Below are 13,870 nucleotides of genomic sequence, written 5' to 3'. Positions count from 1 at the left end.
GCATGAACACCGTCCCCGCACCCCGTCACCATGATATCGTCATGCCTGCGCTGCTGCGCCATGCGCGCACCACCTATGGCGGCGCGATGCGGCGCGCGCTCGATCGCGCGGGCTTTGACGACATTCCCGCCAACGGCCTGTATGTGATCGGCGGGCTTGCGCTGGGCGCCGAGGATGTGCCGCTGAGCGCGCTGATCCAGGATCTGCGCATCTCGAAACAGGCGGCGGGGCAGCTTGTCGATACGTTGGTGATGCGCGGCTATCTGGAACGGCAGACCGACCCCGACGATCGGCGGCGGCTGGTGGTGCGCCTGACCGAGCGCGGCGCGGAGGCGGCCGCCATCCAGGGCCGGGCGCGCGATGCGGTCGATGCAAAGCTGGCGGCGCGCGTCAGTGCCGCCGATATCGCCGCCGCGCGCCGCGTGCTGTCGGCACTGATCGACATCGCGATCGAGGCCCGTGAAAAAGCCGCGTCATCGACCTGACGATCAGGCGGGGGCATAGCTCACCACTTCATATTCGATGCCGTCCGGATCGAGGAAATAGAAACGCCGGCCGCGCGCATAGTCGCTTTGGCTGAATGGCGTGAGGCCTGCCGCCTTTACCCGCAGTTCGACCGCATCGAGATCGTCGACCTGTACCCCGACATGGTTGAGCGGTTCGCCCTTGGCATAACGGGCATCGGCGTGCGTGCCGTCGGGGCCCGTGTAGAGCGCGACATAGGCGACATCGCTGCCAAGATGAATCGTGCGGCCACCGCCCTGCGCCGGGCCGCGCCAGCGTTCGTGCCAGCCGAAGATTGCCGAGAGAATCGCGGCGGTCCGGTCGGGGTCGCTGACCGTCAGATTCACATGTTCGATAAACGGGTGCGTCACGTTGGAAACTCCTGATCGGGGTTGACGCACCATCTTGTGAAAGCTCAACTCAGGTTTAGATCAAGCGAAAAGCGAAGGAGGGCGCGGCCGATGCATCGCACCGACCTGATTGCGATCGGCGAGCTTGCGGCGCGCACCGGCGTTGCGGTGTCGGCGATCCGTTTTTACGAGGCCAAGGGTCTGCTCGCCGCGCTGCGCACCGGGGGCGGGCAGCGGCGCTTCCTGCGCGCCGATATCCGCCGCGTCTCGTTCATCCTGATCGCCCAGCAAATGGGGTTGAGCCTTGACGACATAGCGGCGGAACTGGCGAGGCTTCCGGCGGGGCGCAACCCCAATGCGGCCGACTGGGCCCGGATCAGCACCGCGCTGCGCGCGCGAATCGATACGCGCATCGCAGCTCTTGAGCGGACGCGCGACCTGCTTGACGGTTGCATCGGTTGCGGTTGCCTCAGCCTCAAGAAATGCGCGCTCTACAATCGCGCGGACAAGGCGTCGCAGCGCGGGGCCGGACCGCGTTATCTGCTTGGCGACCGGGCGGGCGAGATCGTCGAACGGGATTGATGCTGCTTGTCTTGGCCGCCTATGATATCTAATATCACGAAAGGATAACTATCTGGAGAGGTTGAATGAAAGCGCTCTACCCGTTGTTCGCTGCGGCTGCCCTGTACGCCACGCCCGCACTTGCCGAGCCGTCGTCAACTTCTCCGCTGCTCGGCACATGGGCGGCGGATATCGACCGGCTTCCGATCCCGCCCGCAGCGCGGCCGAAGAGCGTCACAATCACCTATAGCGATGCGGGCGGCGGCCAATGGCGCACCCATGTCGAGGTGGTGCTTCCCGACGGGAGGGCTGTACAGGCAACCTCGACTTATATTCCCGACGGCAAACCGGTATCGGTCGAGGGCAATCTGGAGGCCGACACGGTCGCAACGCGCATCCCCGAACCCGGCGTGATGGTGACCGCACTGTCTTTGGGCGGCGTTCCAGGTTCGATGCGCACCTATACGGTATCCGCCGACGGCAAGACGATGACCGAGACGGTCGTCTTCTTCACCACCGGAGGGAAACCGGGCATGCGCACGAACCTGTTCAACCGCGTCCGCTAGGCGGCGCAGGATCACACCCCGGCGAGGCGTTCGATGTCGGGCGCGCCGGTAAGCCAGGGGCCGAAGCGGGCGCCGATCTCGCGGAAATGGCTTGAGGCGCGATGCGCCTCGACCGCTGCCGGATTGTCATAGCATTCGAGCACCTTGTAGGTGCCGCGCTCGTCGGTGCGGAACAGGCGATAATAGCTGTTGCCGGGTTCGTCGGCATTCACCGCCGCGGCGAGTTCGGCGAAGGCCGCCTCGAAATCCGCCTCCTTGCCTGACTGCACGCGCAGCGTGGCGATCACTCCGATGGCGCTCATTCTCTTTCTCCTTGTTTTCAACCGCGAAGGTCGGGGTCGACGTCCCAGCCATCTTCGACCTGGATGCCGAAGCTGTTCAGCATCATCGATACCTGCGTGTACTGGCCGACGGTCATGACGAGGTCCATGCGACCCTTGTCGCCAAGCGGTGCAAGCGCCGCCCATGTCGCGTCGGTGACGAAATGGTCGGCGGTCAGTTCGTCGGTGGCACGCAGCATCGCGCGATCGATATCGGTCCAGCCCGCTGCATCGGGACCGGCCTTGATCCGTTCGACGTCGTTTTCGGAAAGCCCGCTGTCCAGCCCGATCCGCTTGTGCTGCGTCCACTCATAGCCCGACCGGCAATTATAGCCGGTACGCAGGATGACGAGTTCGCGGTCGCGCTCCGACAGCGCGTTGCGCCGCGAGAGGATATAGCTGCCCCAGCCGAGGAAGGCGGTGAGGGCGTTCGGCGCGTGCGCGAGCGTACGGAAGATGTTGAGCACCCGCCCGCCGCCGACCTTGCCGCCACCGGTATCGAGGAAGGGGGCAAGAGCGGCGCGCTGGTCGGCATCGAGCCGGTCCAAATCGACCGGCTCGATACGCGGAGCATGGAGTCTCATTTCAGGGGCTGCAAATCAGAAGACCTCGAAGAGGCCAGCCGCGCCCTGGCCGCCGCCGATGCACATGGTGACGACGGCGTATTTCACGCCGCGACGCTTGCCCTCGATCAGCGCGTGGCCGACGCAGCGGGCGCCGGTCATACCGAACGGGTGACCGATCGAGATCGAGCCGCCGTTGACGTTGAGCAGCTCGTTCGGAATGCCGAGCTTGTCGCGGCAGTAGAGGACCTGCACCGCAAAGGCTTCGTTGAGTTCCCAGAGGCCGATATCGTCCATCTTGAGCTCGAAGCGTTCGAGGAGCTTCGGGATGGCGAAGACGGGGCCGATGCCCATTTCGTCGGGCTCGGTGCCCGCAACGGCCATGCCGACATAGCGGCCGAGCGGCTGAAGGCCCCGCTTCTCCGCCACCTTGGCTTCCATCACGACGCAGGCCGACGATCCATCGGCGAGCTGGCTCGCATTGCCGGCGGTGATCGTATGACCTTCGCCCATCACCGGCTTCAGGCTGGAAAGCCCTTCGAGCGTGGTATCGGCGCGGTTGCATTCGTCCTTGCTGGCAACGACGTCCTTGAAGCTGACTTCCTTCGTTTCCTTGTCGACGACCGCCATGGTCGCGTTGCAGGCGACGATCTCGTCGTCATATTTGCCCGCGGCCTGCGCGGCGGCGGTGCGCTGCTGCGACTGGAGCGAATATTCGTCCTGTGCCTCGCGGCTGATGTTGTAGCGTTTCGCGACGACCTCGGCGGTGCCGATCATCGGCATATAGGTGTCCTTGTGCATCGCGATCAGCTCGGCGTCGGTCTCGATGAACACCTTGCCGCTGCCGCTGACCTTCGAGATGCTTTCGATGCCGCCGGCGACGGCGATATCCTGGCGGTCGACGATGATCTGCTTGGCGGCGGTCGCAATCGTCATCAGACCCGACGAGCACTGACGGTCGATCGACATGCCGGGGACGGTGACGGGAAGCCCGGCGCGTAGCGCGATCAGGCGCGCGACGTTCATCGTCTGCGAACCCTGCTGCATCGCGGCGCCGAACACCACATCGTCGATCTCGCCGCCTTCGACGCCGGCGCGCTCGACCGCGGCCTTGACCGAGAAGGCGCCCAGCGTCGGAGCCAGGGTATTGTTGAACGATCCGCGCGCGGCCTTGGTCAGCGGGGTGCGGGCGGTGGAAACGATGACGGCGTCACGCATGATGATGTTCCTTTATACAGTTAGGCTCGGGCCTTTGCCGGGGAGGTGGCCGGTTAGACGAAGAACTGGCTGATCCATTCGGCGATCAGGGCGGGCTTTTCCTCGCCTTCGATCTCGACGGTCACTTCGTTGGTCTGTTGCCACTGGCCGGGGCGCTTTTCTTCAAGTTCGAGCAGCTTCACATGGCTGCGCACGCGCTTGCCCGAGCGTACCGGAGCGAGGAAACGGACCTTGTTGCAGCCGTAGTTGACGCCCATCTTGACGCCCGCGACCTTCGGCCCGTCGGTGCTCGCGCCGAGCATGGGCATCAGCGACAGCGTCAGAAATCCGTGCGCGATCGTCCCGCCGAATGGCGTCAGCTTCGCCTTTTCCTCGTCGATGTGGATGAACTGGTGATCGCCCGTCGCATCGGCAAACTTGTTGATCATATCCTGATCGACAAGCACCCATTCGGACGTGCCGAGATGCTGACCGACCCGGGTCTGCAGCTCCTGTGGCGTGATTCCGGCCATATCTCATCCCCTGTATCGTTGGTTCGGCGCGCGTTTTAGGCCTGTCTTGCCGCATTGCACAAGGCCCTAGCGGTCGCGCCACGGCGCCGTAGCGTCAGTCGGGCCTGGGGGCTTTGGCCGCGGCTGCCCGGGGCTTCGGGGACTCGGGATAGGGCATGATCATCGTGCCGTCGGGCGCTGCGGTAAAGCTGGTCTGGGTGGGGTAGGCAAAGCCGTATCCGGCGCGCGTCATGGCATCGAACAGGCGGATGCCGACATCGGTGCGCGCGGCAGCGACGACGTCGAACTGGTCGCTGAACACGTCGAAGATCAGCTCGAAATCGAGGCTGGACGGTCCGAACGTCAGGAAGCTCGACCGGATGAATTCATGGCCCGCAGCGACAACCTGTTCCTCCAGCAGCGCGGGCAGGTCGCGGAGCATCGTCGGCGTCGTCTGGTAGATGACGCCGATCTTGAAAGTAATCCGACGGCGGTGGAGATGCGCGAAGTTCGTGATCTCCTTGCTCAGCAGGTTGGTGTTCGAAATCACCAGCAATTCGCCGCCCAGCGACCGTAGCCGCGTGCTCTTCAGGCCGATGCGTTCGACGGTCGCGGTGCTCGTGTCATATTTGATCGTCTCGCCGACGCGAAAGGGTCGGTCGAAAATGATCGACAGCGATGCGAACAGGTCGGAGAAAATGCCCTGTGCGGCGAGGCCGATCGCAATACCGCCGATACCCAGACCGGCAATCAGGCCGGTGACGTTGACTCCCATATTGTCGAGGATGACGATGGTCGCGATCGCGAACAGAGCGACGCTGATCAGCAACCGGATGATCCCCATCGCGTTGCTCAGCGTTTCGTTGTGGCCTTCCGCCGCCCGGCGCTGGATCAGGCCGAGGATGATCTCGCGCCCCCAGATCGCGACCTGCAGCACCACCGCGATCGTGAAGACGAACTGGATGATCTGCATGATCGCGGCGGGGGGCTGCGCATAGCCGGCCACCATCCGGATCGCGATGATCGCGATCACGATCGACTTGGTCTTGTGGATCACCCGTCCGGCAATGTGCGTCAGCGTCAGGTCACCCGCGGCCGATTGCGCATGTTTCAGCGCGAAGGTCCGGATCATCGACAGTAGAAAATAGATGAGGAGGCCCGCGCCAATGGCGATGCCGATCTGGAGCCAGTGGCTGTTCACCCACGCTGCGCTGACGTCCCAATAATGCTGGGCGTCGGCGAGAGGGTTGCCTGCCGCCGCCGCGGTCTTGGCGGGAGTGGCGGCCGCAGCGGCGTGCGACGTGGCGGAAAGAAAGAAGGTCACGGCGGTCTTTTGGCGGATCACGCGGAACGGAGCAAGGCCGCGACGGTGGGTGGGCGGTATAAGATGGCTGGGTGGAGACAGGACATGCGCCATCAGCGCATCGAGCGCCTGATGGTTCCGCCCGCCATCCCATGGCGGGCGGATGAGCGCCGGTTCAGGCGGACGGGGCGTGCGGAACGTTGTGGCGCGCGGGGACCTGTGCCGGCCGCGCGGTCAGCGGCCGCCATCCCGCCTCCTGCTCGCGGCGGCGGACATAGGTCGACAGGCCCATTTCGAGGGCCAGCATCATGTAGATGAACGGCTGGAAGGCGATTCCGACGAACAGCGAACCGATCATATAGGTGACGTGCCCGTGCTGGAGCGCGGTCGCGAGGGGCGCGATCCATTGCTCCTCGGCGCGGCGCGTCTTCAGATACCGTCGTCGCAGCCGCTCCATCTGAACGAGGCTGGCGCCGTGCAGCAGCAGCCAGAGCGCAAGCCCCGGATAGCCCTGTTCGCCGAGCATCTCGAAATAGCTCGAATGATAGGCGCGCGAATGCTCTTCATAGACGGTCGCCTCGGATTCCTGCGGCTTGTCGGGGTCGTAGGTTGTCCCGCCTGCCTTTTCGACGCGGACATGGTTCTGGATATAGGCCTCGAAGCCACCGCCGAACGGATGCTCCTTTGCATACTCCCATGTCCACGCCCACACCGCGACGCGCGTCGAGGCCGACTGGTCCGACTTATGGTCACGGATCGTCTCCATGCGCGCGGTGAAGCTTTGGGGCAGGAACGGAATGGTCGCGACGGTCAGCAGCGCCGCCCCGGCAATGTAGAGAAAGCGGTGCTTGACCGCGCGCAGCGACAGCACCGCAAGCACGACGAGGCAGACCAGCCCCGTGCGGGCCTGCGTCCCGATCGGCAGCAGCGCGCAGGCGAAAATCAGCGCAAAGCAGAAGATCGACACGCGCCAGTCGGGCGGAAATATCGTGCCGTGCCGCCGATACCAGAGGATCAGCGGGATGATCGAGATGCCGACCGCCGACATGATCGAACCTTCGTAAAGGCCATAATTTTCGTTGAGCAGGAGCTGGAGCTGACCATAGCCGCCGCCGCCGCCCGCCGTCTTGATTCCGCCCGCGATCGCGATGGCCGCGGCGGACAGCAGCATGATCAGGACCAGCGATTCGATGCGCAGCTTGGTCCGCAAGGTAAGCGGCAGGAAAATCGCCCAGACGAGCGCTTTCCACACCCAGCTCCACTTGTCCGCCGCCTCGACCGGAAAGTCGGCGTTGATCGTCGTCATCCAGCAGTAGAGGAGGAGTGCGATCAGGAGCAATTGTCGCCCCGACCAGCGCGTATCGCGCTTGTCGTCGGCGATCAGCCATCCGCCGATCGCGAGACCGAAGACGATCAGCGAGATCGGGATCGAGTTGATCAGGAAATAGCTGAGGCGCTGCGGCGCGACGATGTCGATGTAGCAAAAGCAGAGCACGAACAGGAACGGCTTGCGAAACCCGACACCGATGAAGGCGAAGAGAAAGGCGACGAAGGCAAGGTCACGCATCGGACGAGGCGTCCGTTGCCGCGGCTTCGGCGTCGCGACGCTGCTGCCACAGCATGCGCGGGCTCACCTCGTGATCGAGATCGTCGCGATAGAGCAGGCGCCAGAGCGCGATCGCCATCAGGATATGGGTCAAGGCAATGGAAAAATTGTCGACCATCGATATGTTTTGCCTGAAAACCCCTTATGGCCCAAGGGCCCGATATCGCAGCCCTACGCGCGCGAGGTTGACGCCGCGTTAAGGCTTATATGTCAAAGCACTGGCCAAATGACCCGCATCCTTCACGTTCTCGATCACAGCCTGCCTGCTCACAGCGGCTATACCTTTCGCACGCGCGCGCTGATGAAGGCGCAGGCGGCGAAGGGTTGGGACGTCGCGGGCGTGACCGGCGTCCGTCATCCGGTTCCGGGCCCGGATGTCGAGACCGTCGACGGGCTGACCTTCTATCGTACGCCGCGCATTGCCTCGACGCTCTCGCCGATCCGCGAATGGCGTGAGATCGCGGCGCTCGCGAAGCGAACCGAAGCGCTTGCGAAAGCGTGGAAACCTGATGTGCTGCATGCGCATTCGCCGGTCCTCGATGCGCTTGCCGCGCTGCGGGTCGGCAAGCGGCTGGGCATTCCGGTCATTTATGAAATTCGGGCGTTCTGGGAGGATGCGTCGGTCGGCAACGGCACGGGGCGTGAAGGCAGCGCGCGCTATGCCCTGACGCGCCGGATCGAAACCCATGCCGTCCGATCGGCCGACGCCGTCGCGGTGATCTGCGAAGGACTGCGCGGCGATCTGATTGCGCGCGGAATTGCGGCAGAAAAAATCACGGTCTCGCCGAATGGCGTCGATCTGGACCTGTTCGGCGATCCGCTGCCGCGCGACGACGCGCTGGCGGGCGAACTGGGCATCGACGCCAGTGGCGCCGTGATCGGCTTTATCGGCAGCTTCTATGATTATGAGGGCATCGACGACCTGATCGCGGCGATGCCGACGCTCGTCGCCGCCGAACCCGGCGCGCGCCTGCTGCTCGTCGGCGGCGGGCCGATGGAGGCGTCGCTGAAGGCGCAGGCAGCGGCTTCGCCCGTCGCCGGTCATATTCATTTTGTCGGGCGGGTACCGCACGAGGCGGTCGAGCGCTATTACTCGCTGATCGATATTCTTGCCTATCCGCGCAAGAAGATGCGGCTGACCGATCTTGTCACGCCGCTGAAGCCGCTGGAAGCGATGGCGCAGGGCAAGCTGGTCGCCGCGTCGAACGTCGGCGGGCATCGCGAACTGATCGAGGATGGCGTCACCGGTACGCTCTTCGCGCCGGACGACCCCGCAGCGATCGCGGCGGCGCTGAAGGTCCTGCTCGATGGGCGCGGCCTGTGGGACGAGCGGCGAGCGACCGCACGGATGTTTGTCGAAAAGCATCGTAACTGGTCGTCAAACATTTTACGTTACGAACCTGTTTACCAGCGGCTGCTACGCGACGATGCGCGCCAGGTGGCCTGACGAGATGGATCCGGAATTTATGGACGACGGCAGCGAAGCTTCGGGGAACGCCCGCTGGACCGCGGTCCGGGACGTGCTGCGCCCCGTCATTCCTGCGGTGATCGGCGCCGCGGCGCTGACCTTCCTCTTCGCCGCGGTCATGCCGGTGGCATGGATCGCCGGCATCAGCTGGAACCTCTATCTCGACCGCCTCTCCGATTTTTTTCTGCCGCCAGTGGGCAATGCCGCGCGCCTGATTCTGGCATTGAGCATGGCGTCGATCGCCGCGCTGATTGCGGGTTTCGTAGCGCTGCTCGTCACGCGGCCCGAGGATGTGGGCCTGCGTTCGCTGGGTCGCCGGGGAAAGCGTCGCAGCGCCGGCGATGACGATATCCCCGTACGCCGCCGCGCCGACCTGCACCCCGACGATCTGCCGCGCGCGCCGATCCGCGCCGGCCGCGATTTGCCGGCCGAGGGGTTGAAGCCGACGACGCCCTCCGCGACCCCAGACATATATGTCGATCCCGCTGACTGGCCCACCAACGACGAACTGGTCCTTGCCGACCTCGCGCCGGTCGAAATCGACGAACCTGGCACCGAGCCCTGGCTGCAACCTGCCGAACTGGCGGGACCGGTGATGCCCGATCCGGCCGACCATTCGCTTGGTGCGATGGTTGCGCGCTTCGAGGCCGGCCTCGTTCGCCGCCGTCCTGCGCAGGCTGCCGTCCCCGCTATCCCGGCGCCCGAGGACGCCGCGAAAGAGGATGGCGCCGATGAGGGAGAGGGCGAGATCGACTTCGCGCTCGAGGCAGCGCTCAGCACACTGCAACGAATGAACCGTCAGGGTAACGGCTGACGCCTTACGGTCAGTCCTCGACCGTCAATATCTCGATCCGAAATTCGCCATCGTCGCACGCCCGTTCGACCGTCAGGTCGGCAACGATGTGGCCGGGAAGTCGCCATTCGATCGCGGAGAGACAGGACTGAAGCGCCGATAGCCGGGCGGTGTTCAGGCCGGCACCTGTACAGGAGAAAAGGTGACGCGCGCCTACGAAGTTGGCGCTGGACCACGGGCGCAGCATCGACGTGCTTATCGTGAAGCCTGCGGGGAGCCGCGTCGCCAGCAGGCGGGACAGGCGATTGTGCGGACAGCCGGCGCGCGCGGGCGCCGTGGGGGACCAGCGGATCATGCGACGCCTCCCGCGCGCATCCGCCGGTCGCCTTGCCGGGCGATGCGGCCGACGCGAAAGTCGGAACGCCATTTGTTCATGAAATGTTCCACTCGACATGTCACGCGCAGCCCGGGCTCGCGTCCGCCGCGAAGATCGCTGACGAGGCGCGGATCGTGGACCGCGGCGCGGCCGAACACACTGGGCGGCATCCGCGATTCGACCAGGAAACCTTCGATTCGTTGCAGCAGGCTGCGCTCCATTCACTTCCTCCCATATGCCCGTTTCGGGCGATTCGCCTCAATAGGATATTTCCTATCTGATCGTCATTTTCCTACTTGTCTAGGAAAAATCCTATTGCTACAGACGAAATAGGAAGGACCAGCCCCGCCGTGACCCGATGACCGAATTCGACCCCGATCCGCGCGCCGCGCTCGACCGTCTGCTGACTGAAAAGGGCATCGATTATGCCCAGTTGTCGGCGCGCATCGGGCGCAATCCGGCCTATATCCAGCAATATATCAAGCGCGGTTCGCCGCGGCGGCTTGCCGAGGAGGACCGCGCGCGCATCGCTGCCTATCTGGGGGTGTCGGAGGCATTGCTCGGCGGACCCGGCGCACGGGCGCCTGCTCCGGTTCGGGCGCGCGGGTCCGCGATGGTGCTGGTGCCGAAGCTCGCGATCGGCGCCTCGGCGGGCGCGGGGACGATCGCCGAGGGAGAACCGGTCGAGGGACAGGTCGCCTTCGATCCCCGGTGGCTTCGCGATCTCGGCGCCGATCCGCGGGCGCTCAGCATCATTCGCGTCGAGGGCGATTCGATGGCGCCGACGCTGAATGACGGCGATGACATCATGGTCGATGGCGGCGATGCCGCGACGCGGCTGCGCGACGGTATCTACGTGCTGCGCATGGACGATGTGCTGATGGTAAAGCGCGTCGCGCGGGCACCGGGAGCGGGGCGGGTGTCGGTGATCAGCGACAACCCGCATTACAAGAGCTGGGATGACCTGCCGCTGACAGCGGTACGCCTGATCGGGCGGGTCGTCTGGACCGGACGGCGGGTGCGCTAGGCCGGGCGGTGGATACGGCCTGGGGTCGGGATCCTAGATCGGCTGCGCCATCACCGCCTCGATTTCATGATCGAGCACTTCGGCGCGCTCGCACTGATCTTCGTTGCCGCTCCGGCATCTTTCTGCCGCCTTGTCGCGCTGGCGCGACAACTTGCCGAGCCGTTCTTCGCGTTCGCGCATCGCGCGGCCGCGATTCCGGTCGGATTCATCCTGGCTGGTGGTTGTCCAGTCGGCGACCTTTCCGACCGCCTTCACCGGTGCCGTCACCACGGTCTTCACCGCGCTGACGCAGCCGCCGAGCATCGGCGCTGCAAACAGGACGGCGAGAAGGGTGCGCATGATATGTCTCCCGTGGCAGTGGGCTTCCTTGGCATAGGGATGGCCGCCTGAACAGCGGATTGCGACGGGCAGCGTCCGGATGGCGAGCGATTGAGGCCCATGGATTCAAACATTTGCGGTCCGAATCGATGGTGCTACTATGGCCTTGCGCCGGCGGCGCGGTGGCCGCCGGTGGGGAGGAGGGTCATATGACGAATACGCAAAGAGGCCTGGCCGAATTTATCGGTACGTTCTGGCTTGTCTTCGGCGGTTGCGGCAGCGCTGTGCTGGCGGCCGGCTTTCCCGAACTCGGCATCGGGTTCCTTGGCGTGGCGTTGGCGTTCGGGCTGACGGTCGTCACCATGGCCTATGCGATCGGCCATATTTCAGGATGCCATCTCAATCCCGCCGTCACCGTGGGGTTGTGGGCGGGCGGGCGCTTCGAAGCGCGCGACATCCCGCTATATGTCGTCGCCCAAGTGCTGGGCGCGATCGCCGCCGCCTTCCTGCTGCTCTATGTCGCGCAAGGCAATCCCGGCTATGATCTGGCGACGAACGGACTTGCCGCCAACGGTTTCGGTGAACATTCGCCCGGCCACTTCGATATCGGGGCGGCGCTGGTGATCGAGATCGTGCTGACCGCCGTCTTCGTGTGGATCATCATGGGATCGACCGACGGCCGCGCCCCCGCCGGCTTTGCTCCGATCGCGATTGGTCTCGGCCTGACGCTGATCCACCTCATCTCGATCCCGGTGACCAACACGTCGGTCAATCCGGCGCGCAGCACCGGGCCGGCGCTCGTCGTCGGCGGCTGGGCGCTCCAGCAGCTATGGCTTTTCTGGGTCGCACCGTTGGTGGGCGGGGCGCTCGGTGGTTGGCTCTACAAAACGGTGGGCGCCGACACCTTCCCGAAACCGAACATCGAGGGCCAATAGGCTCATACCGGCGGGGGCAGTGCCTCCGCCGGCCTATTTCAGCAGATCGAGCGCGAAGGCGCGAACGTCGTCGGCCATATCGTCGCGTTCGAGCGCGATCGCCAGATTGGCCTGGATGTATCCGGCCTTCGAGCCACAGTCATAGCGCGCACCGTCGAAGGTCACTGCGTTGAAAGGCTGGCTGCCGATCATCGCCGCCATCGCGTCGGTAAGCTGGATTTCCCCGCCTGCGCCCTTTTCCTGCGCGGCAAGCACCTGCATCACCTCGGGCTGCAGGATATAGCGGCCCGAGATGATGAGGTTGGATGGTGCTTCGTCGACTCTGGGCTTTTCGACTAGACCGGTGACTTCGGTCAGCGCGCCGTCGCGCCTGCCGGGGGCGATCACGCCATAGCTCGACACCTGTTCGCGCGGCACTTCGAGAACCGAGAGAAGGTTGCCGCCGCCGACCCGATCATAGGCATCGACCATCTGTTTCATGCAGCCGGGCGAGCCGTGCATGAATTCGTCGGGCAGGAAGATCGCGAAAGGTTCGTCCCCGACGATATCGCGCGCGCACCAGATCGCGTGGCCGAGTCCCATCGGTTCCTGCTGACGGACATAGGCACAATTGCCGGGGCCAAGCCGCGTCGGTTCGAGAACCGACAGATCCTTGCCGCGTTCCGACATTGTCTTTTCGAGTTCGAACGCGATGTCGAAATGATCCTCGATCGCGCCCTTGCCGCGCCCGGTGACGAAGATCATCTGTTCGATTCCGGCTTCGCGCGCCTCATCGACCGCGTACTGGATCAGCGGACGATCGACGATCGGCAGCATTTCCTTCGGAATCGCCTTGGTCGCGGGAAGGAAGCGGGTGCCGAGGCCGGCGACGGGAAAAACGGCTTTGCGGATCGGTTTCATGCGGGCTCCTCTAGCGGGGAGAAAGCGAAGAGAAAAGCAGCCTCGGGCGCTTTGGCGCGGTTCGGGTCGGGTGGCGATCCATCAGGGGGTGACGATGACGACCACCCGGCGATTGTCCTGCCGCCCCTCGGACGTGTCGTTCGGTGACAAGGGAACGCTCTCACCCCGTCCGACGATCTGGTCGGCGGTGAAGCGCATGCCGCTGTCTTGCAGCGGGGCTGCCACCGCCTGCGCGCGCGCCAGCGACAACGCCTGATTATAGGCGCTGCTGCCCGTCGAATCGGTATGGCCCTCGACCCGCGCCGTGACGATGTTCACCGACACCAAATTGCGTGCGAGCGTTGCGAGCCGGGCGAGCTGTTCGGTCTGCAGCGCGCTTTCATTGACCGCGAAGAGTAGGCGTTCGTTCAGCGTCAGCTCCCAGCCCGACCCGCTTTCGACGAAGCCTTCGGACTTGAGCGTGGCGATCTGCGCCGGGTTGAAGCCCGACGGCGCCGGCACGCTTTGGCAAGCGGCGAGCAGGGCGCCGATGACGGCAAGAATCGTCAGGCGGATGAAGGGCATGGCATGG

20 protein-coding genes are annotated in these 13,870 nt (G+C 64.7%); 7 read left to right on the top strand and 13 right to left on the bottom strand.

Annotation, left to right across the window (positions count from 1 at the left end):
• The first annotated feature begins 2 nt into the window (after positions 1-2).
• Positions 3-485 (top strand): MarR family transcriptional regulator, encoded by a 483-nt coding sequence (locus JNM03_RS04975; RefSeq protein WP_294034900.1) that lies wholly within the window; start codon positions 3-5, stop codon positions 483-485.
• A 3-nt stretch (positions 486-488) separates the two neighbouring features.
• Here the strand turns inward: JNM03_RS04975 and JNM03_RS04970 are convergent, their stop codons facing one another.
• Entirely contained in the window at positions 489-875 is a 387-nt protein-coding gene (locus JNM03_RS04970) for a VOC family protein (protein ID WP_294034898.1), read from the bottom strand.
• Between the two features lie 90 nt (positions 876-965).
• Here JNM03_RS04970 and soxR point away from each other — a divergent pair, with 90 nt between their 5' ends.
• Both soxR and JNM03_RS04960 read left to right on the top strand, forming a co-directional pair.
• A complete protein-coding gene (gene soxR, locus JNM03_RS04965) occupies positions 966-1,436 on the top strand; it encodes a redox-sensitive transcriptional activator SoxR (RefSeq protein ID WP_294034896.1) in 471 nt (156 codons plus the stop codon).
• A 65-nt stretch (positions 1,437-1,501) separates the two neighbouring features.
• Positions 1,502-1,981 (top strand): hypothetical protein, encoded by a 480-nt coding sequence (locus JNM03_RS04960; protein WP_294034894.1) that lies wholly within the window; start codon positions 1,502-1,504, stop codon positions 1,979-1,981.
• Positions 1,982-1,992: 11 nt separating this feature from the next.
• Here the strand turns inward: JNM03_RS04960 and JNM03_RS04955 are convergent, their stop codons facing one another.
• From JNM03_RS04955 to JNM03_RS04925, 7 genes are all read right to left on the bottom strand, one after another.
• Entirely contained in the window at positions 1,993-2,283 is a 291-nt protein-coding gene (locus tag JNM03_RS04955; protein ID WP_294034892.1) for an antibiotic biosynthesis monooxygenase, read from the bottom strand.
• Between the two features lie 17 nt (positions 2,284-2,300).
• Positions 2,301-2,885 (bottom strand): carboxymuconolactone decarboxylase family protein, encoded by a 585-nt coding sequence (locus JNM03_RS04950; RefSeq protein WP_294034891.1) that lies wholly within the window; start codon positions 2,883-2,885, stop codon positions 2,301-2,303.
• Positions 2,886-2,900: 15 nt separating this feature from the next.
• Entirely contained in the window at positions 2,901-4,082 is a 1,182-nt protein-coding gene (locus JNM03_RS04945) for an acetyl-CoA C-acyltransferase (protein ID WP_294034889.1), read from the bottom strand.
• A 53-nt stretch (positions 4,083-4,135) separates the two neighbouring features.
• On the bottom strand, positions 4,136-4,594 hold the full coding sequence (locus tag JNM03_RS04940) for a MaoC family dehydratase (RefSeq protein ID WP_294034887.1): 459 nt from the start codon (positions 4,592-4,594) through the stop codon (positions 4,136-4,138).
• Positions 4,595-4,688: 94 nt separating this feature from the next.
• Positions 4,689-5,918 carry a mechanosensitive ion channel domain-containing protein gene (locus tag JNM03_RS04935; protein WP_294034885.1) on the bottom strand — a complete coding sequence of 410 codons (1,230 nt, stop codon included), beginning with the start codon at positions 5,916-5,918 and terminating at the stop codon, positions 4,689-4,691.
• A 133-nt stretch (positions 5,919-6,051) separates the two neighbouring features.
• Positions 6,052-7,443, bottom strand: coding sequence for a putative O-glycosylation ligase, exosortase A system-associated (locus JNM03_RS04930; RefSeq protein WP_294034883.1), 1,392 nt, complete (start codon positions 7,441-7,443; stop codon positions 6,052-6,054).
• Positions 7,436-7,600, bottom strand: a complete 165-nt coding sequence (locus JNM03_RS04925; RefSeq protein ID WP_294034882.1) for a hypothetical protein — start codon at positions 7,598-7,600, stop codon at positions 7,436-7,438. Before JNM03_RS04925 ends, JNM03_RS04930 begins: the two co-directional genes overlap by 8 nt.
• A gap of 108 nt (positions 7,601-7,708) precedes the next feature.
• On the opposite strand from JNM03_RS04925, the gene JNM03_RS04920 reads away from it, so the two are divergent.
• Complete coding sequence (locus JNM03_RS04920; RefSeq protein ID WP_294034880.1) at positions 7,709-8,929, top strand: TIGR04063 family PEP-CTERM/XrtA system glycosyltransferase; 1,221 nt, start codon at positions 7,709-7,711, stop codon at positions 8,927-8,929.
• Positions 8,930-8,948: 19 nt separating this feature from the next.
• Positions 8,949-9,764 (top strand): hypothetical protein, encoded by an 816-nt coding sequence (locus JNM03_RS04915; protein ID WP_294034878.1) that lies wholly within the window; start codon positions 8,949-8,951, stop codon positions 9,762-9,764.
• A 10-nt stretch (positions 9,765-9,774) separates the two neighbouring features.
• Here JNM03_RS04915 and JNM03_RS04910 read toward each other — a convergent pair whose 3' ends face one another.
• Positions 9,775-10,098, bottom strand: a complete 324-nt coding sequence (locus JNM03_RS04910; protein WP_294034876.1) for a hypothetical protein — start codon at positions 10,096-10,098, stop codon at positions 9,775-9,777.
• Positions 10,095-10,340 carry a hypothetical protein gene (locus JNM03_RS04905; protein ID WP_294034874.1) on the bottom strand — a complete coding sequence of 82 codons (246 nt, stop codon included), beginning with the start codon at positions 10,338-10,340 and terminating at the stop codon, positions 10,095-10,097. The genes JNM03_RS04910 and JNM03_RS04905 overlap by 4 nt, the downstream gene beginning before the upstream one ends.
• Positions 10,341-10,477: 137 nt before the next feature.
• On the opposite strand from JNM03_RS04905, the gene JNM03_RS04900 reads away from it, so the two are divergent.
• On the top strand, positions 10,478-11,146 hold the full coding sequence (locus JNM03_RS04900) for a S24 family peptidase (protein WP_294034872.1): 669 nt from the start codon (positions 10,478-10,480) through the stop codon (positions 11,144-11,146).
• Between the two features lie 33 nt (positions 11,147-11,179).
• Here the strand turns inward: JNM03_RS04900 and JNM03_RS04895 are convergent, their stop codons facing one another.
• Positions 11,180-11,485, bottom strand: coding sequence for a hypothetical protein (locus JNM03_RS04895; protein WP_294034870.1), 306 nt, complete (start codon positions 11,483-11,485; stop codon positions 11,180-11,182).
• A gap of 188 nt (positions 11,486-11,673) precedes the next feature.
• On the opposite strand from JNM03_RS04895, the gene aqpZ reads away from it, so the two are divergent.
• A complete protein-coding gene (gene aqpZ / locus JNM03_RS04890) occupies positions 11,674-12,399 on the top strand; it encodes an aquaporin Z (protein WP_294034868.1) in 726 nt (241 codons plus the stop codon).
• A 33-nt stretch (positions 12,400-12,432) separates the two neighbouring features.
• On the opposite strand, the gene galU is transcribed toward aqpZ, so the two are convergent.
• Together galU and JNM03_RS04880 are read right to left on the bottom strand one after the other, a co-directional pair.
• On the bottom strand, positions 12,433-13,299 hold the full coding sequence (gene galU / locus JNM03_RS04885; RefSeq protein WP_294034866.1) for a UTP--glucose-1-phosphate uridylyltransferase GalU: 867 nt from the start codon (positions 13,297-13,299) through the stop codon (positions 12,433-12,435).
• Between the two features lie 81 nt (positions 13,300-13,380).
• Complete coding sequence (locus tag JNM03_RS04880) at positions 13,381-13,863, bottom strand: OmpA family protein (RefSeq protein WP_294034864.1); 483 nt, start codon at positions 13,861-13,863, stop codon at positions 13,381-13,383.
• Positions 13,864-13,870 lie beyond the last annotated feature (7 nt).

The organism is Sphingopyxis sp. (genome assembly GCF_016793825.1).
In the GTDB taxonomy this organism is placed as follows: Bacteria; Pseudomonadota; Alphaproteobacteria; order Sphingomonadales; family Sphingomonadaceae; genus Sphingopyxis.
Note: the sequence above shows the minus strand (reverse complement) of the source record. Positions and strands in the feature narration are given on the sequence as shown.